The organism is Stenotrophomonas sp. GbtcB23 (assembly GCF_019091045.1).
In the GTDB taxonomy this organism is placed as follows: Bacteria; Pseudomonadota; Gammaproteobacteria; order Xanthomonadales; family Xanthomonadaceae; genus Stenotrophomonas; species Stenotrophomonas rhizophila_A.
The window spans coordinates 48,130-69,572 of the sequence record NZ_JAGXKC010000021.1 but is presented as its reverse complement, the minus strand read 5'-3'; the positions used below and the strand labels follow the sequence as shown (position 1 = coordinate 69,572).

The 21,443-nt window shown below is 68.2% G+C and carries 19 protein-coding genes; 6 read left to right on the top strand and 13 right to left on the bottom strand.

What is annotated here, in order from left to right; translation table 11 throughout:
• A partial coding sequence (locus tag KVS69_RS10720; protein WP_217538030.1) for an integrase core domain-containing protein occupies positions 1-192 on the top strand: 192 nt, incomplete at its 5' end.
• 222 nt (positions 193-414) lie between these two features.
• Here KVS69_RS10720 and gap read toward each other — a convergent pair.
• Positions 415-1,419 (bottom strand): type I glyceraldehyde-3-phosphate dehydrogenase, encoded by a 1,005-nt coding sequence (gene gap, locus KVS69_RS10715; RefSeq protein ID WP_068854751.1) that lies wholly within the window; start codon positions 1,417-1,419, stop codon positions 415-417.
• Between the two features lie 200 nt (positions 1,420-1,619).
• Between gap and KVS69_RS10710 the strand changes: the two genes are divergently transcribed.
• The 4 genes from KVS69_RS10710 to KVS69_RS10695 all read left to right on the top strand — a co-directional run bounded on the left by KVS69_RS10710 (position 1,620) and on the right by KVS69_RS10695 (position 6,191).
• Positions 1,620-2,246 carry an OmpW family outer membrane protein gene (locus KVS69_RS10710; RefSeq protein WP_217538029.1) on the top strand — a complete coding sequence of 209 codons (627 nt, stop codon included), beginning with the start codon at positions 1,620-1,622 and terminating at the stop codon, positions 2,244-2,246.
• Between the two features lie 336 nt (positions 2,247-2,582).
• Complete coding sequence (locus KVS69_RS10705) at positions 2,583-4,445, top strand: ankyrin repeat domain-containing protein (protein ID WP_217538028.1); 1,863 nt, start codon at positions 2,583-2,585, stop codon at positions 4,443-4,445.
• 120 nt (positions 4,446-4,565) lie between these two features.
• Complete coding sequence (locus KVS69_RS10700) at positions 4,566-5,381, top strand: S1/P1 nuclease (protein ID WP_217538027.1); 816 nt, start codon at positions 4,566-4,568, stop codon at positions 5,379-5,381.
• 9 nt (positions 5,382-5,390) lie between these two features.
• Positions 5,391-6,191 (top strand): MBL fold metallo-hydrolase, encoded by an 801-nt coding sequence (locus KVS69_RS10695; protein WP_217538026.1) that lies wholly within the window; start codon positions 5,391-5,393, stop codon positions 6,189-6,191.
• A gap of 20 nt (positions 6,192-6,211) precedes the next feature.
• Here the strand turns inward: KVS69_RS10695 and KVS69_RS10690 are convergent, their stop codons facing one another.
• Genes KVS69_RS10690 through KVS69_RS10680 form a run of 3 tightly spaced genes read right to left on the bottom strand, consistent with a single transcriptional unit; the run spans position 6,212 to position 8,368 of the window.
• Positions 6,212-6,763: an energy transducer TonB gene (locus KVS69_RS10690; RefSeq protein WP_217538034.1), complete on the bottom strand. Its 552-nt coding sequence runs from the start codon at positions 6,761-6,763 to the stop codon at positions 6,212-6,214.
• 8 nt (positions 6,764-6,771) lie between these two features.
• Positions 6,772-8,010 (bottom strand): TonB family protein, encoded by a 1,239-nt coding sequence (locus KVS69_RS10685; protein ID WP_217538025.1) that lies wholly within the window; start codon positions 8,008-8,010, stop codon positions 6,772-6,774.
• Positions 8,003-8,368, bottom strand: a complete 366-nt coding sequence (locus KVS69_RS10680) for a BlaI/MecI/CopY family transcriptional regulator (RefSeq protein ID WP_217538024.1) — start codon at positions 8,366-8,368, stop codon at positions 8,003-8,005. The genes KVS69_RS10685 and KVS69_RS10680 overlap by 8 nt, the downstream gene beginning before the upstream one ends.
• A 124-nt stretch (positions 8,369-8,492) precedes the next feature.
• Here KVS69_RS10680 and KVS69_RS10675 point away from each other — a divergent pair, with 124 nt between their 5' ends.
• The gene (locus KVS69_RS10675; RefSeq protein WP_217538023.1) at positions 8,493-10,442 is read left to right on the top strand and encodes an acetyl-CoA hydrolase/transferase C-terminal domain-containing protein; all 1,950 of its coding nucleotides are present in this window, start codon (positions 8,493-8,495) and stop codon (positions 10,440-10,442) included.
• Positions 10,443-10,514: 72 nt separating this feature from the next.
• Here the strand turns inward: KVS69_RS10675 and tkt are convergent, their stop codons facing one another.
• The 9 genes from tkt to KVS69_RS10630 all read right to left on the bottom strand — a co-directional run bounded on the left by tkt (position 10,515) and on the right by KVS69_RS10630 (position 21,383).
• Complete coding sequence (tkt, locus tag KVS69_RS10670; protein WP_217538022.1) at positions 10,515-12,524, bottom strand: transketolase; 2,010 nt, start codon at positions 12,522-12,524, stop codon at positions 10,515-10,517.
• A gap of 156 nt (positions 12,525-12,680) precedes the next feature.
• Positions 12,681-13,100, bottom strand: a complete 420-nt coding sequence (locus KVS69_RS10665; protein ID WP_254622131.1) for a hypothetical protein — start codon at positions 13,098-13,100, stop codon at positions 12,681-12,683.
• 83 nt (positions 13,101-13,183) lie between these two features.
• On the bottom strand, positions 13,184-14,509 hold the full coding sequence (locus KVS69_RS10660) for a dicarboxylate/amino acid:cation symporter (RefSeq protein ID WP_095363603.1): 1,326 nt from the start codon (positions 14,507-14,509) through the stop codon (positions 13,184-13,186).
• Between the two features lie 67 nt (positions 14,510-14,576).
• Positions 14,577-16,262, bottom strand: a complete 1,686-nt coding sequence (locus KVS69_RS10655) for a BatD family protein (protein ID WP_217538021.1) — start codon at positions 16,260-16,262, stop codon at positions 14,577-14,579.
• On the bottom strand, positions 16,259-17,980 hold the full coding sequence (locus KVS69_RS10650) for a tetratricopeptide repeat protein (protein WP_217538020.1): 1,722 nt from the start codon (positions 17,978-17,980) through the stop codon (positions 16,259-16,261). Before KVS69_RS10650 ends, KVS69_RS10655 begins: the two co-directional genes overlap by 4 nt.
• Entirely contained in the window at positions 17,977-18,981 is a 1,005-nt protein-coding gene (locus tag KVS69_RS10645) for a VWA domain-containing protein (RefSeq protein WP_095363600.1), read from the bottom strand. Before KVS69_RS10645 ends, KVS69_RS10650 begins: the two co-directional genes overlap by 4 nt.
• Positions 18,978-19,439: a DUF4381 domain-containing protein gene (locus KVS69_RS10640; protein ID WP_217538019.1), complete on the bottom strand. Its 462-nt coding sequence runs from the start codon at positions 19,437-19,439 to the stop codon at positions 18,978-18,980. The genes KVS69_RS10645 and KVS69_RS10640 overlap by 4 nt, the downstream gene beginning before the upstream one ends.
• Entirely contained in the window at positions 19,436-20,362 is a 927-nt protein-coding gene (locus tag KVS69_RS10635) for a DUF58 domain-containing protein (protein ID WP_217538018.1), read from the bottom strand. Before KVS69_RS10635 ends, KVS69_RS10640 begins: the two co-directional genes overlap by 4 nt.
• A gap of 7 nt (positions 20,363-20,369) precedes the next feature.
• A complete protein-coding gene (locus KVS69_RS10630; RefSeq protein ID WP_217538033.1) occupies positions 20,370-21,383 on the bottom strand; it encodes a MoxR family ATPase in 1,014 nt (337 codons plus the stop codon).
• Positions 21,384-21,443: the final 60 nt, after the last annotated feature.

Below are 21,443 nucleotides of genomic sequence, written 5' to 3'. Positions count from 1 at the left end.
AATTGCTGGGACAACGCCGTCGTAGAGCGGGTTTTCGCCACCCTCAAGGGAGAATGGCTGTACGCCAAGTACCCCACACGGTACGAGGCAGCGGCAGATATCGAAAAGTTCGTGGACTGGTACAACCAGCGCCGGCTGCATAACGCCAACGGCCTGGTACCGCCTGCGCTCCACGAAGCGCAGGTGGCCTGAACGCCCCTTGAGAGTGTCCAGAAAAACTTGACCACCACAGGTTCACGGCGTATCCCGTACCCCCGCACCCGGCGGCCCCCTCCAAGGATCTGGCAAACAAAGGCTGTTCGCCCAGAACCATCAGCAGCCGAACGAAGGCCGGCGACACGCGCCATCAACGAGTACCGACCAAAAAAAACGGCGAACCGAAGTCCGCCGTTCTTTCAGATCCGTACGCAGCGATTACTTCGCGGCGACGACCTTGGCCATTTCCAGGCACTTGTTCGAATAGCCCCACTCGTTGTCGTACCAGGACACCAGCTTCACGAAGGTACTGTCCAGGGCGATGCCGGCGTCGGCATCGAACACCGACGTGTGGGTTTCACCGCGGAAATCGGTCGCCACGACCTTGTCTTCGGTGTAGCCCAGGATGCCCTTCAGCGCGCCTTCGCTCTGCGCCTTCACTTCCGCGCAGATCTCGGCGTAGGTCGCTTCCTTTTCCAGCTCGACGGTCAGGTCGACCACCGACACGTCCGACGTCGGCACGCGGAAGCTCATGCCGGTGAGCTTCTTGTTCAGCTCCGGAATGACCACGCCCACGGCCTTGGCCGCACCGGTCGAGGACGGAATGATGTTTTCCAGGATGCCGCGGCCACCGCGCCAGTCCTTGTTCGACGGGCCGTCCACGGTCTTCTGGGTAGCCGTCGCAGCGTGCACCGTGGTCATCAGGCCACGCTTGATGCCCCACTTGTCGTTGATCACCTTGGCCAGCGGCGCCAGGCAGTTGGTGGTGCACGACGCGTTGGAGATGATCGCCTCGCCCGCATAGGTCTTGTCGTTCACACCGAACACGAACATCGGCGTATCGTCCTTCGACGGTGCCGACAGGATCACCTTCTTCGCGCCCGCATCGATGTGCTTCTGCGCCGTTTCCTTGGTCAGGAACAGGCCCGTGGACTCGATCACCACGTCCACGCCGACCTCGTCCCACTTCAGGTTGGCCGGATCGCGTTCCTGGGTCAGGCGGATCTTCTTGCCGTTGACCAGCAGGTCGCTGCCCGATACTTCCACGTCCGCCTTGAAGCGGCCATGCACCGAGTCGTACTTCAGCATGTACGCCAGGTAATCCGGCTCCAGCAGATCGTTGATGGCCACGATTTCGATGTCATTACCGAAATTCAGCACCGCCGAACGCAGCACGTTGCGCCCGATGCGACCGAAACCGTTGATGCCAACCTTGATTGCCATGTTCACAAGCTCCTGCAGCCGCGACAGAGCGGCGCCGATGGAAAGGGCCGCCATTCTATCAAAGCCCGACCCACCCCGGCCCCCGGGATCGGGATGGTAAGCGGTTACACCCGTAAAAATCGTGGATTGATCCGGATCAAGGCGCGCCAAGGCCCGGACGGGAAAACTGGCCCCATTCCACCCCGCCACGAGACAGCACCATGCGTAAGACCCCCCTCCTCCTGCCCGCCAGCCTCGCCGCCGCCCTCGCCCTGGCCGCCAGCCCCGCCATGGCCCAGTCAAAGGGCGACTGGACCCTGGCCGCCGGCGTGCACCAGGTGGCCCCCAAGTCCAACAACGGCACCCTGGCCGGCGGCCTCAAGGTCGACGCCGACAGCGACATCAAGCCCACCATCACCGGCGAATACTTCATCGCCGACAACCTGGGCATCGAGCTTCTGGCCGCCCTGCCGTTCAAGCACGACATCAACATCGACGGCCTGGGCCGCGTTGGCAGCACCAAGCACCTGCCGCCGGTGGTGTCCCTGCAGTACCACTTCAACAGCAAGGGCAAGGTGTCCCCGTTCCTCGGCGCCGGCCTGAACTACACCACCTTCTTCAGCGAAGAAACCGGCGGCGCCCTGGCCGGCAGCAGCCTCAAGCTGGAAGACTCGTGGGGCCTGGCCGCACACGCCGGCGTCGACTTCGCCATCGCCGACAAGGGCGCCCTGCGCGTCGACGTGCGCTGGATCGACATCGACAGCGACGTCAAGCTGGATGGCACCAAGCTGGGCACCGTCAAGATCGACCCGCTGGCCTACGGCGTGTCCTACGTGTTCAAGTTCTGACCCACCGGTCAGCGCCGCTCCCAACCTCGCAGCAACGCATTTCCCCGGCCTTGGCCGGGGATTTTTTTTGCCTTGTTGCAGCACTGTTCATCACCACGTCAATTGGAACGATCGATTCGATCAATGGACTGAATCGAGGAACGCGCTGCGGTGCGTGCAGCGACATGGATCGATTGAGCAAGACCACACACGCTGCTCGCGTCAATTGGCGCAGTCAATCGTAGTGACGTGTCCGGCAACAATTCATCGGAGAGCGGGCAGGCCCAGCCAAGCATGCATGGCCGCCCTACCGGCACCCCCATCCCGCCTCTCTCAAGCCGCTGCTGAAGGACCGACATGACCCGCATTCCCTCGCAACTTCCCGCCAACGCCGCCGCCCCGCGCCGACCGCCTCACAGCCTGAGCGAAGGTCTCCACCTGATCGCAGGCCAGATCAACAGGACGCCGGCCATCGGCAGGCTCTGGTCCATTCTCAATGTGGCGACGCCCAGCGTGAGCACAGCCCAGACTCCGGCGCTGCCGCAGGGCAGGATCGACTTCCAGGAGGTGTCCGACTCGTCGGATGAGGACAGCCAGTTCGCCTGCGGCGGCGACGACCATCTGGAACCCGGTGATCTCTCCGCGCTGGAGCTGGAAAGCACCCGCGCCGCCCTGGCGGTGCTGAAAGACGAGCACGCCCGCCTGCCCGAAGGAGACGCGCGTTCGCACTACCAGGCGCAGATCGCCAAGCTTGAGTCGGCCCTGCACAGCCAAGGCCAGGCAACGCCGAACGCGGTGGTGGTGCTGGACGTTGCCGCTTCGACCGCCCCCGAGGCGGAGCCGGCCTGCACCCCGCCTGTGGTCGACCTGCCACCCGACCCGCCACCGGTGCGGGCCAAGCAGGCACTGGCGATTGTTCCTGCGGCGCAGCGCACCATGACCAGTGCGTTGGTTGAACTGGGCAGGGAGGCCGTCCAACGGGTCATTGCCCTGCCACCGCGCTCCCTTGCGAAGATAATGCCGAACGAAAGGGCGCTGGTGCCACGCAACGTTCCCACGTTCAACACGCTCGGCCAAAGTAATGCGATGGAGACGGCGAGCAACAGCCTGTTTGCCAATGTGCGCCGGTGGGGCACTGCCCAGCTGCAATCGTTCAACGTCAGGCTGGTGCACCAGATCGAACAGCAGGAGAAGTCGAACCGGACGCGCCGATCGGCACCCTTCAACGCGCTGGAGCGCGCCTGTCTCGTCGACGCCAGCACGTCCCCATTGCGGCGGATGATGAAGCCGACAAGCGACACCACCATCAAGAAACTGCTCGAGAAGTCCAACCCTGACGCTGGCAGCTATGGTGCCGCGCACTGCGCGGTGATCTCCAATCATTCCAAGCGCCTTGAAACACTGCTGCGTTCCAGTGCTGGAAAGATCGACGTCGACATGCCCTCCGAGGTGCACGGAGCCACAGCGCTCGAACTCGCCGTGGAACATGGGTACTGGGACTGCACCGAGGTACTGCTGCGGGCGGGGGCGAGGCCTACCCTGCGCGCGTTCGTATCGCAGGCCGAGGACGGAAATGTGGACAGGTTCCGGCAGCTGCATGCCCACTGGCAGTTGTTGGAAAGGAAGAACGCGCGCGCATGCGATGCGACGGAGCCGTTCGACTTCCGGCAGGCATTGGGCACTGCGGTCGCGTTCAACGCATTGGATATCGCGCGCTACCTGTTTGAGCAGGGGGTTCGGCCGCGTGACAAAAGCTACCTCATGCTGCAGTTTGCCGCAGAGAAGGGGCACGCCGCGATGCTGAGGCTGTTGCTGGAACATGTCCCACCCGGAATCGCCTACCCGCCCAACGACTCCAACGCAGAGCAGTCCCCGCTGGCATTCGCCATGCAGGGCGGGCACGTCAAGGCAGTGGCGGTGCTGCTCGAGGAAAACGCCGACCCGCAGTTCGTGAGAGCGGTGACGGACAGCTTCGAGGCGGCGACAGCAACGCTTCCCCGCGCTGACAAAGAGCGGCTCGCACCGGTGACGACGCTGCTGCGCAGCTGGCTGCTGCAACGGCAGCAGCGCCCTGCGTCCGATACCTCGCCCACCCCAGCGCTGATGGCACAGCATGGCGACGCCGCGAATGATCCGCGCGCAGCTCATGCCCTGCAGTCGAAGCGCAGTGGGAAGGTCTTCGACCCCTCCTACGTGTTCTCGCGCCCAGTGGCGCTGTAGCGGGAACGGCCCCCGGCAGAGTCCCGGATTCCGCCGGGGCCACCCCGTTGCGCCGGCGGCATCGCCAGCTGGCCAGATCCGGAAAAGGTCAGCGCCTGAGCGGATCGTTAGAATGGGCCGATGAAAATTGCCTCCCTGTTGACGTCCGCCGCGCTGCTGGCCGCCCTCACCCTCGTATCCACCGATGCCCTGGCCTGGGGCGCACAGGGCCACCGCCTGGTCGCCCGCGTTGCCGAACCGCGCCTTACCCCGCAGACCCGCGCCGAAGTGGCGCGGCTGCTGGCCACCGAACCGGGCGCCACCCTGGCCTCCATTGCGCCGTGGGCCGATGAACTGCGCGCCAAGGATCCCGGCCTTGGCAAGCGTTCGGCCGGCTGGCATTACGTGAACATTGGCGAGGATGATTGCCACTACGAGGTCGAGCGCAACTGCCGCAATGGCAACTGCGTGGTGGAAGCGTTGAAGACCCAGACCGCCATCCTGGGCGATCGCAGCCGCCCCGATGCCGAACGCGCGCAGGCACTCAAGTTCGTCGTGCATTTCGTCGGCGACATCCACCAGCCCATGCATGCCGGTTACGGCCATGACAAGGGCGGCAATGACTTCCAGGTGCAGTTCAACGGGCGCGGCACCAACCTGCATTCGCTGTGGGACAGCGGCATGCTGAACACGCTCAAGCTGGACGATGACGCCTATACCCGGCGCCTGGCCGCGCTGAAGGCGCCGAAGGTGGGCAAGCGCTCGGCGATCGGCAACGATGCGGTGCAGTGGGCCGAGGCCAGCTGCCGCATCGCCATTGCACCTGGCGTTTACCCGGCCCAGCGTACGCTGGCGCCCGAGTACACCGCCACGTACCTGCCGGTCGCCGAAAGCGAACTGCGCCTGGCCGGGGAACGCCTGGCGGTGCTGCTCAACGACACGTTGGGTAAGCGCTGAGGTTTCACCATGTCACCGCACGTCGCCAGTTTCTTCCACCCGGACAGCAACACCTTCAGTTACGTGGTGCATGACCCGGCCACCCGGCAGGCGGCGGTGATCGACCCGGTGCTGGATTACGACCCGGACACCGACGCGGTCGGGTCCGGTGCGCTGCAGCCGCTGCTGGCGCATGTGCGCGGCCACGCGCTCGAGGTGCGCTGGCTGCTGGAAACGCATGCGCATGCCGACCATGTCAGCGCTGGGCGCTGGCTGAAGCAGCAATGGCCGCAGGCGACGCTGGCGATGGGCGACGGCATTGTGGAGGTGCAACGCACCTTCGCTCCGCGCTATGGGCTGGACGTGCCCACCGACGGCTCACAGTTCGACCATCTGTTCGCCGATGGCGAGCGCTTTGCCGTGGGTGACATCGCAGCGGAGGTCATTGCCGTTCCCGGACATACCAGCGACAGCGTGGCGTACCGGATCGGTGATGCCCTGTTCACCGGCGATTCGCTGTTCATGCCCGATGGCGGGACGGCACGCTGTGATTTTCCCGGGGGCGACGCCGCCCTGCTGTACCGCTCGATCCAACGCCTGCTGGCCCTGCCCGATGCCACCCGGGTGTTCATCTGCCACGACTACGGCCCGGGCGGGCGCGCGGTCGCCAATGAAACCACCATCGGCGAGCAGCGCGCACATAACATCCACCTGCATGACGGGGTGAGCGAGGCGGCGTTCGTAGCGACCCGGCAAGCGCGCGACGCCACGCTTGCCGAGCCAAAGTTGATGCACCCGTCGGTAAAGGCGAACATCCAGGGCGGGGCGTAAAAACCGCGCAGCGCGTGGTTTTACCGCGTCTTCACCGTGTGCTGGCCGTGCACGATCTCGAACGTGAAAGCGTAGAACAGGCTCACCGCCACCGGCTCCACCCGCTCGGCATCGCGACAGTCGCTGCGGTCGGCCGGCGCGTGGCCTGCCGCGAAGTGGCAGACCGCCGCAGGCGAGTAGCGCCACATCGCGACCGCTTCCTGTGCTGCTTCCACCAGCACCCGGTTTTCAGGCGCGCCGCCGGCAATGCACTCACTGCGATCACTCACCGGCACGCTGCGTTCCACCGTGCCGTCGGCGCTCACCACCACCTGCAGGCAGACCGTGGTGGGCGGCAACTCCCGGCGTGGATCGCGCTCCCCCAGCACAGGGTCCGGCGCCGCAAACAGTTGCGGCATCCGGTAGCCCTCGCTGGGTTTGAGCGTGTAAGCCTCCACCTGCCCTTCCCCTCCCGTCGCGTCAGCCCGCAGCCGCTGGTGGCCGACCGTTTCGGCCCGTGAATCCACCGTGGTGAGGCGGTCGTGGCCGGCACAGCCAGCGACCGCCACCACGAGCGCAACCGCCGCAGGCAGTTGCCACCTCACTGGCCGGTCACCGTTTCAGTCATGGCGAAGTTCACTGGAATGCGGACCGCGGCCGCCACCGCTTTGCCGTCCTTCATCGCCGGATGGTAGGTCCACTGCCGGGCTGCAGCGATCGACGCGGCGTCGAACACGCCCGGGTTGGTGGCACTGAGCACGCGCACATCGCTGACCCTGCCCTGTGCGTCCACCTCCACCCGCAGCACCACTTCGCCGCTCTGGTTGTTTTCGAACGCGCTGGCGGGATAGCTCGGCGGCGGCATCCTGTCGATCGTCACCGGGCGCTCCAGCCCTGCCTTGGCCGCATCTTCCTGCGCGAACTGGAACGGTTCGGCACTGATCGCCGGGCTGCCGCCGCTGCCGGCCTGGCTGGCCCAGGCGACCGCGCCCAGCCCCATGCACAGCCCCACCACCAGTACCTGGCCGGTCACCCACGGCAACGCGCTGCGCTTGTGTTCCTTCATCATGGCAATTCGCTCCTTCAACATCGGTTGGCTACGCCAGTGGCAGGCCATGGGCGCAACCGGGTGGACCAACTGCGCCTTCAGCAGCGCGTTGGCGTAGAGCCGGCGCGAGGCCGGATGCGGGTCGACCGTGCGTGCGTCGCAGGCCAGTTCCTGGTCGCGCAGGAAGCGGCGCGAGGCCCACGGCAACAACGGATGGAACCAGAACAGGCAGCGCAGCAGTGCCAGCGCGGCATTGGCCCAGTGATCGCCATGCCGGCGGTGCTGGAATTCATGCTGCAGGATCAGCGCGCGTTCGGCCGCGCTGAAGCGCAGGTCGAAATCCGGGCCGACCACCACGCGCGGTGACCACAGGCCCACCAGGGCCGGCAGGCCGGGATCGGCGCTGGCCTGCCAGCTGCCATCGCTTCGCGGGTGAAGCGCGCCCATGCCACGCTCGAAACGGCGCTGGCCACGCCACTGGCGGATGCCGGCCAGCAGTGCGCCGGCCGCCCACAGCGCGACCAGCATAGCCGGCCACAGCACCGCGTCGGCGGGCAGCTCCGGCGCACGCAGCGCAGCCCCCAGCGCGTGCACCGGCGTGGCCTCGACGAGTGGCACGCCGGGCAGTGGCAACAGCGGTGCCAGCAGCACCAGCGGCAGCAGCCACCAGCTCCGGTACACCAGCGGTGCGCCGCCCAGCCGGCGCAGCAGCGGGCGCAGCGCGGCCAGCAGCACCACGGCGATCGACACCCACATGCTTGCCAGCAGCACTCCCTGCAGCAGCTCAGTCATGGTCCAGCTCCTGGATCAGCTTCTTCAGTTCGGCGATGTCCTGCGCGCTCAACTCGCCGCGTTCGCTGAAATGGGCCACCAACGGCGCGACCCGGCCGGCGAACAGCTTGTCCAGCAGGCCGCTGCTCTGTTCGGCCACCCAGGCCTGCCGCTGCAGCACCGGCGAGTACAGATAGCGGCGGCCCTCACGGCTGGCGCTGATCGCGCCCTTGGTAAGCAGGCGGTTGAGCAGGGTCTTGATGGTGGGTTCTGCCCAGTCGTGGTCGGCCAGCGCCGCCACCACCTCGTCGGCGCCCTGCGGGTGCCGGTTCCAGAGCACTTCCATGACAACGGCTTCGGCTTCGCTGATCTGGCTCATCATTTACATCCGTAATCGACGGATCGATTACGCGCGTAATCCTTGGCCCTGTCAAGCCCCTGCGTCGCGGTCCGTTCAAGCCGGAAGTGCTGTAATGCTTTTCAAGACTTTGCAGGAACGCCGAATGACCGAGCATCTCACCGACCTGGACGCTGCCACCGACTGGCTGTTGCAGCGTGTTGACGGGCCGCTGCGCATCGGCGCACCGCTGGCACTGGGCAAGCCGCACCGGCTGCTCAACGCGCTGTATGCGCGGATCGAGAACGACCCGTCGCGCCCGCTGCAGATCTACACCGCGCTGTCGTTGAACCCGCCCAAGCCCGGCGGCGGGCTGGAGGCGCGCTTCATGGCACCGTTCGCGGCGCGCCATTTCGGCGAGGATTTCCCGCGCCTGGCCTATGCCGATGCGATGGTGCGCGACCGCCTGCCCGACCACGTGCAGGTGGAGGAGTTCTACATGCAGTCCGGCGCGCTGCTCGGTTCATCGCAGGCCCAGCGCGGCTACACCAGCCTCAACTACACCCATGCCGCCGATGCGGTGGCGCAGCGCGCGCCGCACGCGATCGTGCAGAAAGTGGCGATGCGGCCCGACGACCGGCGCCTGTCGCTGTCCTGCAACAACGACATCACCCAGGACACGATCGACGCCATGCTGGCGCGCGGCCTGCCGCGCCCGCTGCTGATTGCCGAGATCGATCCGCAGTTGCCCTACCTGGGCGGCTCGGCCACGGTGGATGTGTCCTTCTTCGACCTGGTGATCACGCCGCCGGCGCCGTATCCGGCGCTGTTCGGTCTGCCGCGCCAGCCGGTCAGCGATGCGGACTACGCCATTGGGCTGTATGCCAGCGCACTGGTCCGCGATGGTGGCACGCTGCAGATCGGCATCGGCACGCTGGCCGATGCGATCAGCCACGCGCTGGTGCTGCGCCACACCGACAACGCCCGCTACCGGCAGATCCTGCACGCGCTGGACCCGACGTTGGCCAGCCACCCGACGGTGCTCGAATGCGGCGGGCTGGAGCCGTTCGAGGTGGGTCTGTACGGCTGCAGTGAGATGCTCAACGAAGGCTTCCGCCGCCTGGTGCAGACCGGGGTGATTCGACGCAAGGTGCACGATGACCTGGCGCTGATGGAGCGGATTGAAAGCGGCAGCACGCTGACCATCGACCACGCCACGCTGGAAGCGGAAGGCGAATACCTGCATGGCGCGTTCTACCTGGGCTCGCCGGAGTTCTACCAGTGGCTGCGCGACTTGCCGGAAGCGGAATCCCGCGCGATCGGCATGCGCCGGATCAGCGAGATCAACCAGCTGTATGGCGGCAACGAAGCGCTGGAACGGCTGCAGCGCCGGCATGCGCGTTTCTTCAATTCCTGCATGATGGCCACCGCGCTGGGCGCGGCGGTGTCCGATGCGCTGGAAGACGGGCGCGTGGTCTCCGGCGTGGGCGGCCAGTACAACTTCGTGGCGATGGCGCACGCGCTGCCCGAGGCACGCAGCGCGCTGATGTTCCGCGCGACCCGCGAGGACAAGGGCACGCTGCAGTCGAACGTGCGCTGGAACTACGGGCACACCACGATTCCGCGCCACCTGCGCGATATCTACATCAACGAATATGGCATCGCCGACCTGCGCAACCTCACCGACGAGGACTGTGTGACCGGCATGGCGGCGATCACCGATGCGGCGTTCCAGGCCAACCTGCTGCAGAAGGCGAAGGCCTCGAAGAAGCTGGCGGATGGTTTTGTCGCGCCGGAGCATTGGGCACGACGCAATACGGCCGCCGCGGTGAGTGCATCGCTGGCGCCGTTCCGGCAGTCCGGCGCCCTGCCCGATTACCCGCTGGGCAGCGATTTCACCGAAGTGGAGCAGCACCTGGTAAAGGCATTGGGCTGGTTGAAGCAGAACACCCAGACCCCGGGCGCGAAGCTGCGCACGGTGCTGGCTGCGTTTACCCAGCCGGCCGGCGATGGCGACGTGGTGTACCTGCAGCGGATGGGATTGGATGCGCCGAAGACGTTCGGCGAGAAAGTTGAAGCGCGTCTGGTGCGGTTGGGCTTGGCGCGCACCGCGTAACGCAGCGCGGACAAATGAAAACGGCGCTTCCGTTTCGGGAAGCGCCGTCTGGACTACGTCGGTTGCTCGCCCTTACCTGGCCAGCTGCGCCTTCGCAGCAGCCACCACCGCATCGGTGGTGATACCGAAGTGCTTGTACAGCGCTTCGGCCGGGGCCGATGCGCCGAAGGTGTCGATACCGATCACCGCACCGTCCAGGCCCACGTACTCGCGCCAGAAACCGGTGACGCCGGCTTCGACCGCCACGCGGTTGCGCACCGCGTTGGGCAGCACCGATTCACGGTAGGCCGCATCCTGGCGCTCGAACACATCGGTGGACGGCATCGAGACCACGCGGGTCTTGATCCCGGCGGCGTCGAGCTCGGCCTTGGCGGCCACGGCCAGGCCCACTTCCGAACCGGTACCGATCAGGATCACGTCGGGCACGCCGCCTTCGGCATCGGCCAGCACGTAACCGCCCCGGGCGATCTGTGCCACCTGGTCGGTGCTGCGCGGCTGGTGCGGCAGGTTCTGGCGGCTGAACACCAGGCAGCTCGGGCCGTCCTGGCGGGTGATTGCCGCCTTCCAGCTGACCGCCGATTCGACCGCATCGCACGGGCGCCACACATCGTTGTTCGGGATGTAGCGCAGCGAGGCCAGGTGCTCCACCGGCTGGTGGGTCGGGCCGTCTTCGCCGAGACCGATCGAGTCGTGGGTGTACACGTGGATGGCATGGGCCGGGATCAGCGCGCTCATGCGCACGCCGTTGCGGGCGTAGTCGCTGAACACCAGGAAGGTGGCGTCGAACGGAATGAAGCCGCCATGCAGGGCCAGGCCATTTGCAATGGCGGTCATGCCGAACTCGCGCACGCCGTAGTACACGTAGTTGGCATTCGGGTCGTCAGTGGCGACCGACTTGCTGGCCTTCCACAGGGTCAGGTTGGAGTGCGCCAGATCGGCCGAACCACCCACCAGCTCCGGCAGCAACGGCGCGAAGGCTTCAATGGCCAGCTGCGAGGCCTTGCGCGAGGCAATGGTCTGGCCTTCGGCCTGGACCTGGGCGATGTAGGCATCGGCCTTGGCGACGAAATCGGCCGGCAGCTCGCCATTCGAACGGCGGGTCAGCTCTTCGGCTTCGGCCGGGAACTGCGCGGCGTACTTGTCGAACTGCTGGTCCCACTCGGCCTGGCGCACGGTGCCGGTACCACCGGCACGCCAGCCGGCGTAGATCTCTTCGGGGATCTCGAACGGGCCGTAGTTCCAGCCCAGCTGCTTGCGGGTGGCTTCCAGCTCGTCCTTGCCCAGCGGTGCGCCGTGGCTGGATTCCTTGCCGGCCTTGCCCGGCGAACCGAAACCAATGGTGGTGCGGCAGCAGATCAGGGTCGGCTTGTCGGACTGCGCCAGCGCACTGTCGATGGCGGCCTTGATGCTTTCCGGGTCGTGGCCATCGACGCCGCGCACCACGTTCCAGCCATAGGCTTCGAAACGCTCGGGGGTGTTGTCGGTGAACCAGCCGGCGGTGTTGCCGTCGATGGAGATGTGGTTGTCGTCCCAGAAGCAGACCAGCTTGCCCAGGCCCCAGGTGCCGGCCAGCGAGGCCGCTTCGTGGGAAATGCCTTCCATCAGGCAGCCGTCGCCCAGGAACACCCAGGTGCGGTGGTCGACGATCTCGTGCTCGGGGCGGTTGTAGCGCTGGGCCAGCAGCTTTTCGGCCAGCGCGAAACCAACCGCGTTGGCCAGGCCCTGGCCGAGCGGACCGGTGGTGGTTTCCACCCCGGGGGTTTCATGGTGTTCCGGATGGCCGGCGGTCTTGCTGCCGAGCTGGCGGAACTGCTTGAGCTGTTCGATCGGCAGGTCGTAGCCGCTCAGGTGCAACAGCGCGTACTGCAGCATCGAGCCGTGGCCGTTGGACAGCACGAAGCGGTCGCGGTTGAACCACTTCGGATTGTTCGGGTTGTGACGGAGATAGTCGTTCCAGAGGACTTCGGCGATATCTGCCATGCCCATCGGCATGCCGGGATGCCCGGACTTGGCGGTTTCGACCGCATCAGCGGCAAGGAAGCGGATGGCGTTGGCCAACTGGCGGCGGGTGGGCTGCGTCATGGTTCTGTCGGGGTCGGGAGGCTCCCGCTGGCTGCGGGCCACCCATTGTCCCACAGTCCACCGGGCGGGTCAGGCTGCCCGGGTGTGTGAAGACGGCTGCGGTACACCAACGAAAACGCCCCGCTGGGCGGGGCGTTTCAGCCTGGACGTCGTGGATCAGGCCTCGCCGGTGGCCGAATTGATCACCGCACAGGTCGATTCACGCTGGAACTTCTCACCGGTAGCGTAGCCACCCGGGGTCAGCTTGGTGACCATGACCTTGGAGGACGTCGCTCCCTGCGGGGTGATCACCACGTTCCACGGCAGGGTGACCTGGCCGTTGGAGCCGCTGGCGTTCTGCTCGAACATCAGCAGGCCTGCTTCCTTGTCTTCCGACTTCAGGGTCAAGCCCGAGCTCACGCCTTCCACCTTGATGCGCTTGTACGCCACGTCCGCCGACACCGGAACAACGTCCCAGTTGGTGAACTTGCGGCCCGCGAAGTAACTGCCTTCCTGCTTGTAGTTCGGGCATTCCGACTTCGCGCTGGCATCGAACGCCAGCAGGCCGAGCACGGCCACCACCAGATACTTCTTCATGAATGTGATTCTCCTTTCCCCGCACGACGCCGACCCGGCGCCTTCCATGCGCCGGGCCAGTATCCATGGCATCAACCTCGCATTCAATCGCGCGGCGCGACAGGCCCGGGAATGTGACTTTCATCACTTTCGCCCTTGGCTACCAGGGTGGTCAGGGCCAGGTCGCCGGTGACGTTGAGCGCGGTGCGGCACATGTCCAGGAAGTGGTTCACGCCCAGGATCAGGCCGATGCCCATCGGGTCCACGCCGACCATGGCGCAGATCATCGCCACCACCGGCAGCGAGCCGGACGGCACGCCGGCGGTGCCGATGCCACCCAGGATGCAGACCACCATCACCATCAGCTGCTGGGTGATGCTCAGGTCCACGCCGAAGAACTGCGCCAGGAAGATCACCGTCACGCCCTCGAACAGCGCGGTGCCGTTCTGGTTGGCAGTGGCGCCCACGGTGAGCACGAAGCGCGATACCTTCTGCGGCAGCCCCATCTGGTCGGCCACGCGCAGCGCGGTCGGCAGGGTCGCGTTGCTGGAGGCGGTGGAGAACGCCATCACCGTGGCCTCCTGGGTATCGCGGAAGAACGCCAGCGGCGAACGCCCCGACAGCCACACCGCCGCACCGTACGTCACCACCATGTGCAGTGCCAGCGCCAGCACCACCACGCCCACGTAGGCGCCCAGGCGGATCAGCAGGTCGAAGCCGAAGATCGCGGCCAGGTTGAACATGAAGCAGGCCACCGCGTACGGCGCCAGGCGGATGACCAGGTTGATCAGGGTCATCGAGACTTCGAACACGCCTTCGATGACCTTGCGCAGTGGCGCGGTCTTCTCATCCGGCGACAGCACCATGCCGATGCCGAACATCAGCGCGAAGAACATCAGCGACAGGATCGCGCCGTTGCTGGAGGCGGCGGCCAGCACGTTGCTGGGCACGATCGACAGCAGCATGTCCATGCCCTTGGGCTGCTCGCCGATGTTGGCCACGATCTCGCGGCTGCGCTCGACGTTCTCGTGCAGCAGCTGCTGGGCCATGGCCGGGTCCACGCCTACGCCCGGCTTGAGCACGTTCACCAGCACCAGGCCCAGGCCAACCGCGATGCCCGACAGCAGCACGGTGTAGGCCAGGGTCTTCCAGCCGATCCGGCCGAGCGAGCGGATGTCGCCCATCTCCGACACGCCCATCACCAGCGCCGAGAAGATCAGCGGCACGATCAGCATGAAGATCAGGTTGAGGAACAGGCCCGACAGCGGCGTGGTCAGGTAGGTCATCACCGCGCGGGCGGCATCGGGCAGCCAGGGAATGCCCGGCCCGACAGCGTGCACGATCAGCCCCAGCAGCAGGCCAAGCCCGAAGCCAATGCCCATTTTCCAATGCAATGGCAGCTTCTGCCGGGTCGTTGCGGCCTCAGTCATGGAGCGGTGTTCCTTGAAAATTAGAGAAAGAGCTTAGCAAAGCCGGCCAACCCGGCCCGGGGGCCGCTCAGCGTCCCGAAGGATAGAGCGGCGCCAGCCCAGTATTTTCTGCGGTCTGCGGCGGCTGCCAGTGCGGTCCGTCATGGAAGGCGCGGCGCAGCGCCTGTCGCGCCTGGGTCGCATCGCCGCCGTCGCGGCTCCAGCGCGCGGCCTGCATGTCGCTCAGGGCCTGCCGTTGGGCCGGGTCGGCCAGCCGCGCCAGCACGGCATCGAGGCCGTGTACGCCGCCCATCCTGCCCAGCAGCGCGACGATCGCGTCCAGCCCTTCGTGGTCCAAGGCGCGGCGCAGCTCACCGCGCGACGGGACCTGTGCGGAGGCAGCCGGCCCCACCGCAGCGTGGGATGCGCCGGGCGCTGCCACGCGTCGGCGCCGCCACGCCCACGCCAGGGTCAGCAGCCACAGCGCCGCAAAGCCGGCCGCTGCCGCGATCCAGCCCCAGGGACGGCTGGCCGCGGCCGCCACGGTGACGGCGTCGGACGGCGTGGCGGTGGTCCCGGGCAAGGGCGAGGTGGTATCCAGCGCGGTCGGCGGCGGCACCGTACCCGGGGCGCCGGCGGCCACGGCCAGGCTGAGGTCGGGCAGCGAGGCGGTGCGCGCCTGGCGGCCACGCACATCCCACCAGGCCATGCGCGGGCCGGGAATCACCAGGGTGCCCGGCTGGCGGGGCACCACCGAATAGCGGCGGGTCAGGGTCAGGCGCGGGGTGCTGCCGTTGAAGGTTTCGTCGTACTGCGGCGGCTCGGCGAACACCTGCGCGCCCGGACCGGCATCCAGCGGCGGCAGCTCGGGGAACTGCGCACGGGTGGCGCCGTCGGCCACCGCTTCCACTACCACCGTGACCGCCTCGCCGGCGCGGGCGCGGGTAGGCGCGGCGGTGTAGCGCAGGCGCAGGTCGTGCAGTGGCAACCACGGCTGCGGTGCGGCGTCGGGTTGTGCCTGCACCTGCAGGGTGCGGTCGGGCGCGTTGGCGCGCAGCCGGCCATCGCCACCGAACAGGTCATCGAAGAAGCCGCCCGCGCTGCGGCCGTTGAAGCGCGCGCCCGGCAGCACCAGCGGCCCGCTGCGCTCGGGAATGAGCAGGTACCGGCGCTCGACCAGGTTGTAGCGCCGCCCGTTGATCTCGCGGACCAGGCTGCGATCCTCGCCGACGCGCTGCATCGAGGCGCCTTCGGGCGCATCCACGCCCAGTTCGCCCGACAGCAGTTGCGAAGCGTAGTACAGGCGCACCACCACGCCCACGCTCTGCTGCACGTAGGGGCTGGCGTCATCGACCTCCATTTCGACAAAGGCAGTGGCGTTGCCGGGCACGGCGGGCGTGGCGGCGGCACTGGCAGCCACGGTCAACTGCAATGGCGCGGTCCGCGCCGCGCCCACCTGGAGCGCGGGAATGGTCAGCACGCCACTGCGCCGGGGGCTGAGCGCTACGCCGTACAACGAGCGCGACTGCATCGCGCCCTGGCTCCACTGCACCTGGCGGCTGCTGGTCTGGCCGCTGAGCTCGAAATCGGCCTGCAACGGCGCGTAATCCGGTGCGCCGGCATCGGTCTCGATATTGAGCGTGACCGTGTCGGTGTCGCTGATCGCATCGCGATCCAGCCACGCGCGGGGCTGGGCCTGGGCCAGGCTGCTCACGCCCAGCAGCAGCCAGGCGCAGGCGCGCCACCAACGTTGCGTGGGGGATGCTGCGCTCATTGTCCGTCCCGTTTCCTGCGTTCGCTTTCCAGTTGGAATTTCTGCCGCAGCAGGTTGCCCGGTTCATCGGGCACCCGCCGCATCCACGCTTCGACCGCCTGGCGCTGCTCGCGCTGCTGCGGCGTCTCATTCGCCTCGCGGCGCTGCGCCGGGGTATTGCCGGCGTCGGCCTGTTGTTTTTCCAATGCTTGGCGCATGCGCTCGCGCTGGGCCGCATCGGCCCGCGCCTGCTCGCCCGGATCGGGCTTGCCCGCCTGCGGGTCCTGCGGCGGCGTGCCCTGCCCCGGCTTGGGCTGGCCCTGCTCGCCTTTCGGGGAGGGGTCCTGTTTCTGTTGCTGTTGTTGCTGCTGGGACTGCTGCGACTGATTCTGCTTCTGCTGTTGCTGCTGCGGTTGCTGCCCGGCACCCGGTGGCGGCTTGCGCTTGCGGGCGGCGTCCACGGCGGCACGGTTGGCCACCGCATCGGGCATGCCCGGGCGCAGGGCCAGCGCCTGGTCGTAGGCGGCAATCGCCGCGTCGTACTGGCCCTGCCGGGCCAGCGCGTTGCCGAGGTTGTAGCGGGCCTCGGCGTCGTTCACACCCTCGAACTGCTGCTGTGCTGCCTGGAAATCGCCTCGCCGGTAGGCTTCCACCCCCTCGGCCACGCGCTGCTGGTCGCGCTGGTCGGCGCGCTGCCACCAGTTGCGTTCGGCGGCCTGCGCGGGCGCGGGCATGGCCAGTGGCAGCATCACGCAGACCAGGGCCACGGCCGCCACGCCACGGCGACGGAAGGCCCACAGCGAAAGCAGCATCAACGGCGGCAGCAGCCAGAAGCCTTCGTCGCGCCAGGCCAGGCCTTCGCCTTCGCGGCGTTGCTGCTCGCCTGCGCTGGCGCGCGGGGTCAGCACGCCCAGCGCCTTCAGATCACCTTCGTCGTCAGCCACCGGCGCGTAGCGACCACCGCCGGCATCGGCCACCGCGCGCAGCGTGTCCGGCTCCAGCTGCGCGCGCGCGATCTGGCCATCGCCGCTGCGGTAGGCCGCACCGGCCGCAGTGCCGAGTCCGAGTACCGAGACGTGGATGTTCTGCGCCTTGGCGGCAGCGGCGGCAGCACGTGCGGCGTCATCGGCACGGTCGGTCAGCAGCAGGATATCGCCGCCCTTGGCGCCGGACTGCTGCAGCAACAGCACCGCCGCTTCAATCGCACGGTCGGCGCGTTGGCCGTCGCGTGGCATCACGTCCGGGGCCAGCGCATCCAGGTACAGCGCCACGTTGGCGGCGTCGCCGGTCAACGGGGCAACGGTGAAGGCATCGTCGGCGTAGGCCAGCAACGCCACTTCCCCGCCGCTGCGCTCGCGCAGCAGCGTGGCCAGCTTGGCCCGCGCCTGCAGCAGGCGCGACGGCGGCAGGTCGGTGGCGGTGGTGCGCGATGAAAGGTCCAGCGCCACCACCAGCGGCGCCGGTGCCTGCCACAGCGGCTGCGGCAGTTGTCGCCAACCCGGTCCGGCCAGGGCCACCACGGCCAGTGTCCAGCCCAGCAACAGCAGCGCCAGCCCGCTCCAGGCGCGGCGCCCGCCGGCCACCAGCAGGTGCGGCAGCAGGTGCGCATCCACGTTCTGCCGCCAGACGCTGCTGCGCCGGCGGCGCCAGGTCCAGAGCAGCGCGATCAGCGGCAGTGCGGCCAGCGCCCAGAGCAGTGCCGGGCGCGCCAGATGCACGTGGCTCAAGAGGGTATTCATGCCCAGCGCCTCGGCAGCAGCCAGCCCAGCCCACCCAGCAGCATGGCCAGCGCCAGCGGCCACGCATAACGTTCGATATAGGGACGCACCGCCGCGCCTGCGGCGGTGATCGGCTCCAGCCGGTCCAGCTCGGCATAGATGCCCGCCAGTTCGTCGGTGTTGCGCGCGCGGAACGCACGGCCGCCGGTCAGTTCGGCGATGCGGCGCAGCGTGGCCTCGTCCACCGGGTCGTCGCCGGCGGCGATCTGCACGCCGAACAGGCTCATGCCACCGTCGCCGCCGAATGCCACCGGATACACGCGCACGCCTTCGGCCTTGGCCAGTTCGGCTGCGCGCAGCGGCTGCAGCACGCCGGCGTTGCTGACGCCGTCGGTCAGCAGGATCAGCACGCGTTGGCCTTCGGGCTGTTCGCGCAGGCGCTTGACCGCCAGTGCGATGGCATCGCCGATGGCGGTGTCGCGGCCGGCCAGGCCGACTTCGCTGTCCGTCAGCTGGTTGCGCACGGTGGTGAGGTCGGCGGTGATCGGGGTCAGCGTGTAGGCACGCTCGCCGAAGATCAGCAGCCCGACGCGGTCGCCGGCACGGCGGTCGAGGAAATCGGCCAGCACCGCTTTTGCGGCGGACAGACGCTGCACGACCTGGTTGCCCAGCATCATGTCCGGCTCGCTCATGCTGCCGGAGACGTCCACGGCGAGCATCATCTGCCGGCCCTGCTGCGGCGGAGTGACCGGTTCGCCGAGTTGCTGTGGCCGGGCCATGGCCACGCACAGGCAGGCCCAGGCCAGCCACAGCAGCAGCCGCCCGATCCGCCAGCCGGCCACGCCACTGGCCTGGCCGAGTTCGGCCAGCGCACCGGCGGCATACGGCACGCGCAGCGCGGGAGCCGCTGCGTTGCGGCGCGGCCACCAGCGCATCAGCCACGGCAGCGGCAATGCCAACAACGCCCACGGCCAGGCCAACACATCCAGCCACGGCAGCACGGAAGACAGGGCCGGGTTCATCGGCCGCGCCTGCTGATCAGTTCAAGGAAGCGTGCGCGCGCGAGATCGCGCACGCGCTGCACGTCGGCAGCGTCGAGGCTGCGACGGTAGCCCCCGTCCAGCAGCAGGCGTCCATCGCCGTCGGAGAAGGCGCGGCTGCCGGGGGCATCGAGGAATTCCAGCCAGGCCTGGCCCTGCAGCAGTTCCGCGCCCGGTTGGCGGCGGCGCGCGGCGCGGCGCAGCAGTTCGGCCATCGCGGCTACCTGGGCACTGCCGTCCTGCTCAGCATTGACCGCCGTGTCGAACACCCGCAGCCAGCGCCGCTGCTGGCGCCGTCGATGCGCGCGCCACGCCCAGGCCAACAGCACGACCAGCGCCAGCGCCGCCAGCACCAGCCACCAGCCCAAGGGCAGCGGCCACCAGGACGGGATGGGCGGCAGGTGCACATCGCGCAGCGGCAGCGAGGTGGCCGCGCTCATGCGACCACCGCCGACGGCTGCGGACCGAGCCAGCAATCGCTGGCATCGTCGGTACTGACCACGTGCACCTGGATGCGGCGGGCGCCGAGGCTGCGCTGCAGCGTTTCCAGCGGTTCGACGAAGCGGGCGTGCCAGTGTTCGCGCACGGCACGATCGTGCAGGTCCAGCACCACCTGCCGGCCCTGCGACAGGAACGGCAGCACGCCATCCGGCGGCGCCAGCTCCAGCGGATCGGCCAGCAGCATCAGCTGCACTTCATGGTGCATGGCCAGCGCGGTCCAGCGCGGAATGTCGATGGCGGCCGCGCGCGCCGGATCGGCCAGCACCACCACGCGCGCGCCAGGGCGCAGCACGCGCGCGGCCTGCTGCAGTGCGTGGTCGAGGCCGGCGTCGTCGGGCGGCGGCGCGGCGTACCAGCGGGTCAGTGCGTCGAGTACGCGGAGCACGCCCCGCGTACCGCCGGCCGGTGGGATCGGTGCTTCGCTGCGGCTGCCGCGCAGTGCGGACAGGCGGTCGCCCTGGCGTTGTGCCAGCCACGCCGCGACGGCACCGACCCGCGCGGCCTGCACCGACTTGAAGCGCACCCGGGTGCCGAAATACAGCACCGGGTCGGTGTCGGCCACCAGCAGTGTCTGGCGTTCGCGTTCGGCCCGGAACAGCTTGGTATGCGCGCGCCCGGTGCGCGCCGTCACCCGCCAGTCGATGTGTCGCGCATCATCGCCGGCGACGTACTCGCGCGACTCTGCGTACTCCATGCCGCGCCCGCGCATTGGCGAGGGCGCCTGCCCGGCATGCGCCAGCCGCCCGCGTCGCGCCGGTGCCAGCCGGTGCGCGCTGCGCCGCAAGGCGACCAGTTCGGCCAGGCTCGGCTGCACGCCGTTGCCCGCCAGCGCATCGGCAGCAGTGTCATCCGGGGCAGTCATGCGGATCTCAAGGCACCGGGATGCGGGCCAGCAGCTCGGCCACCAGCCGCTCGCCATCCCAACCTTCGGCGGTGGCTTCATAGCTGGGCAGCACGCGGTGGCGCAGCACGTCGGGGGCGACGCTGCGCACGTCCTCGGGGGTCACGAAGTCGCGTCCGGCCAGCCAGGCGCGCGCACGCGCGCATCGCTCCAGCGCGATCGAGCCGCGCGGACTTGCACCCCAGGCGATGCGCTTTGCCAGCGCCGGGTCATAGCGGCCCGGATCGCGCGTGGCCAGGACCAGTTCAATCAGGTAACGCTCCAGCGCCGGCGCCATGTGCAGCAAGAGCACCGCGCGGCGGGCGGCGAACACGTCGTCCAGCGGCATGCGCGCCGGCGCCGCCGGAGGCGTACCGAGCGCATCACGCGCGCGCTCGCGGGCCAGGCGCAGGATCTCGGCTTCGGCGTTGGAGTCGGGATAGCCGATCCGCACGTGCATCAGGAACCGGTCCAGCTGGGCTTCGGGCAACGGGAAGGTGCCCTCCTGCTCGATCGGATTCTGGGTGGCCATCACCAGGAACAGCGCGGGCAGCGCATAGGTATGCCGGCCCACGGTGACCTGGCGCTCGCCCATGGCCTCCAGCAGCGCCGACTGCACCTTGGCCGGGGCCCGGTTGATCTCGTCGGCCAGCAGGATGGGGTGGAAGATCGGACCGGGCACGAATTCGAAGCGTCCCTCCTGCGGGCGCCAGATCTCGGTGCCGGTCAGGTCGGCGGGCAGCAGGTCCGGGGTGAACTGCACCCGCGAGAAGTCGGCCTCCAGGCGCGCTGCCAGTGCGCGGATGGCGGTGGTCTTGGCCAGCCCCGGGGCGCCTTCCACCAGCAGGTGGCCATCGGCCAGCAGTGCGGTCAGCAGGCGCTCGACCAGCGCGTCCTGGCCGACGATCTCGGCCGCGAGCGAGTCGCGCAGCGCGCGGAAGCCGGCATGCAGGCGGTCGTGTTCGGGGGTGTCAACGAAGGGCGTGGGGTCGATTGCGGGCATGGGGGGTGGCAGGTTCATGGCGTCCATCTGACCCACGCGACAGGCGTAAGGTTCCGCACA

Excerpts from the sequence above, each read along its gene's own strand:
- KVS69_RS10630 (WP_217538033.1), bottom strand. The coding sequence starts at position 21,383 with ATGCCCGCAATCGACCCCACGCCCTTCGTTGACACCCCCGAACACGAC.
- KVS69_RS10635 (WP_217538018.1), bottom strand. The coding sequence starts at position 20,362 with ATGACTGCCCCGGATGACACTGCTGCCGATGCGCTGGCGGGCAACGGC.
- KVS69_RS10665 (WP_254622131.1), bottom strand. The coding sequence starts at position 13,100 with ATGAAGAAGTATCTGGTGGTGGCCGTGCTCGGCCTGCTGGCGTTCGAT.
- KVS69_RS10645 (WP_095363600.1), bottom strand. The coding sequence starts at position 18,981 with ATGAACCCGGCCCTGTCTTCCGTGCTGCCGTGGCTGGATGTGTTGGCC.
- KVS69_RS10705 (WP_217538028.1), top strand. The coding sequence starts at position 2,583 with ATGACCCGCATTCCCTCGCAACTTCCCGCCAACGCCGCCGCCCCGCGC.
- KVS69_RS10695 (WP_217538026.1), top strand. The coding sequence starts at position 5,391 with ATGTCACCGCACGTCGCCAGTTTCTTCCACCCGGACAGCAACACCTTC.
- KVS69_RS10675 (WP_217538023.1), top strand. The coding sequence starts at position 8,493 with ATGACCGAGCATCTCACCGACCTGGACGCTGCCACCGACTGGCTGTTG.
- KVS69_RS10660 (WP_095363603.1), bottom strand. The coding sequence starts at position 14,509 with ATGACTGAGGCCGCAACGACCCGGCAGAAGCTGCCATTGCATTGGAAA.
- gap (WP_068854751.1), bottom strand. The coding sequence starts at position 1,419 with ATGGCAATCAAGGTTGGCATCAACGGTTTCGGTCGCATCGGGCGCAAC.
- KVS69_RS10640 (WP_217538019.1), bottom strand. The coding sequence starts at position 19,439 with ATGAGCGCGGCCACCTCGCTGCCGCTGCGCGATGTGCACCTGCCGCCC.
- KVS69_RS10650 (WP_217538020.1), bottom strand. The coding sequence starts at position 17,980 with ATGAATACCCTCTTGAGCCACGTGCATCTGGCGCGCCCGGCACTGCTC.
- KVS69_RS10685 (WP_217538025.1), bottom strand. The coding sequence starts at position 8,010 with ATGACTGAGCTGCTGCAGGGAGTGCTGCTGGCAAGCATGTGGGTGTCG.
- KVS69_RS10655 (WP_217538021.1), bottom strand. The coding sequence starts at position 16,262 with ATGAGCGCAGCATCCCCCACGCAACGTTGGTGGCGCGCCTGCGCCTGG.
- KVS69_RS10700 (WP_217538027.1), top strand. The coding sequence starts at position 4,566 with ATGAAAATTGCCTCCCTGTTGACGTCCGCCGCGCTGCTGGCCGCCCTC.
- KVS69_RS10680 (WP_217538024.1), bottom strand. The coding sequence starts at position 8,368 with ATGAGCCAGATCAGCGAAGCCGAAGCCGTTGTCATGGAAGTGCTCTGG.
- tkt (WP_217538022.1), bottom strand. The coding sequence starts at position 12,524 with ATGACGCAGCCCACCCGCCGCCAGTTGGCCAACGCCATCCGCTTCCTT.
- KVS69_RS10710 (WP_217538029.1), top strand. The coding sequence starts at position 1,620 with ATGCGTAAGACCCCCCTCCTCCTGCCCGCCAGCCTCGCCGCCGCCCTC.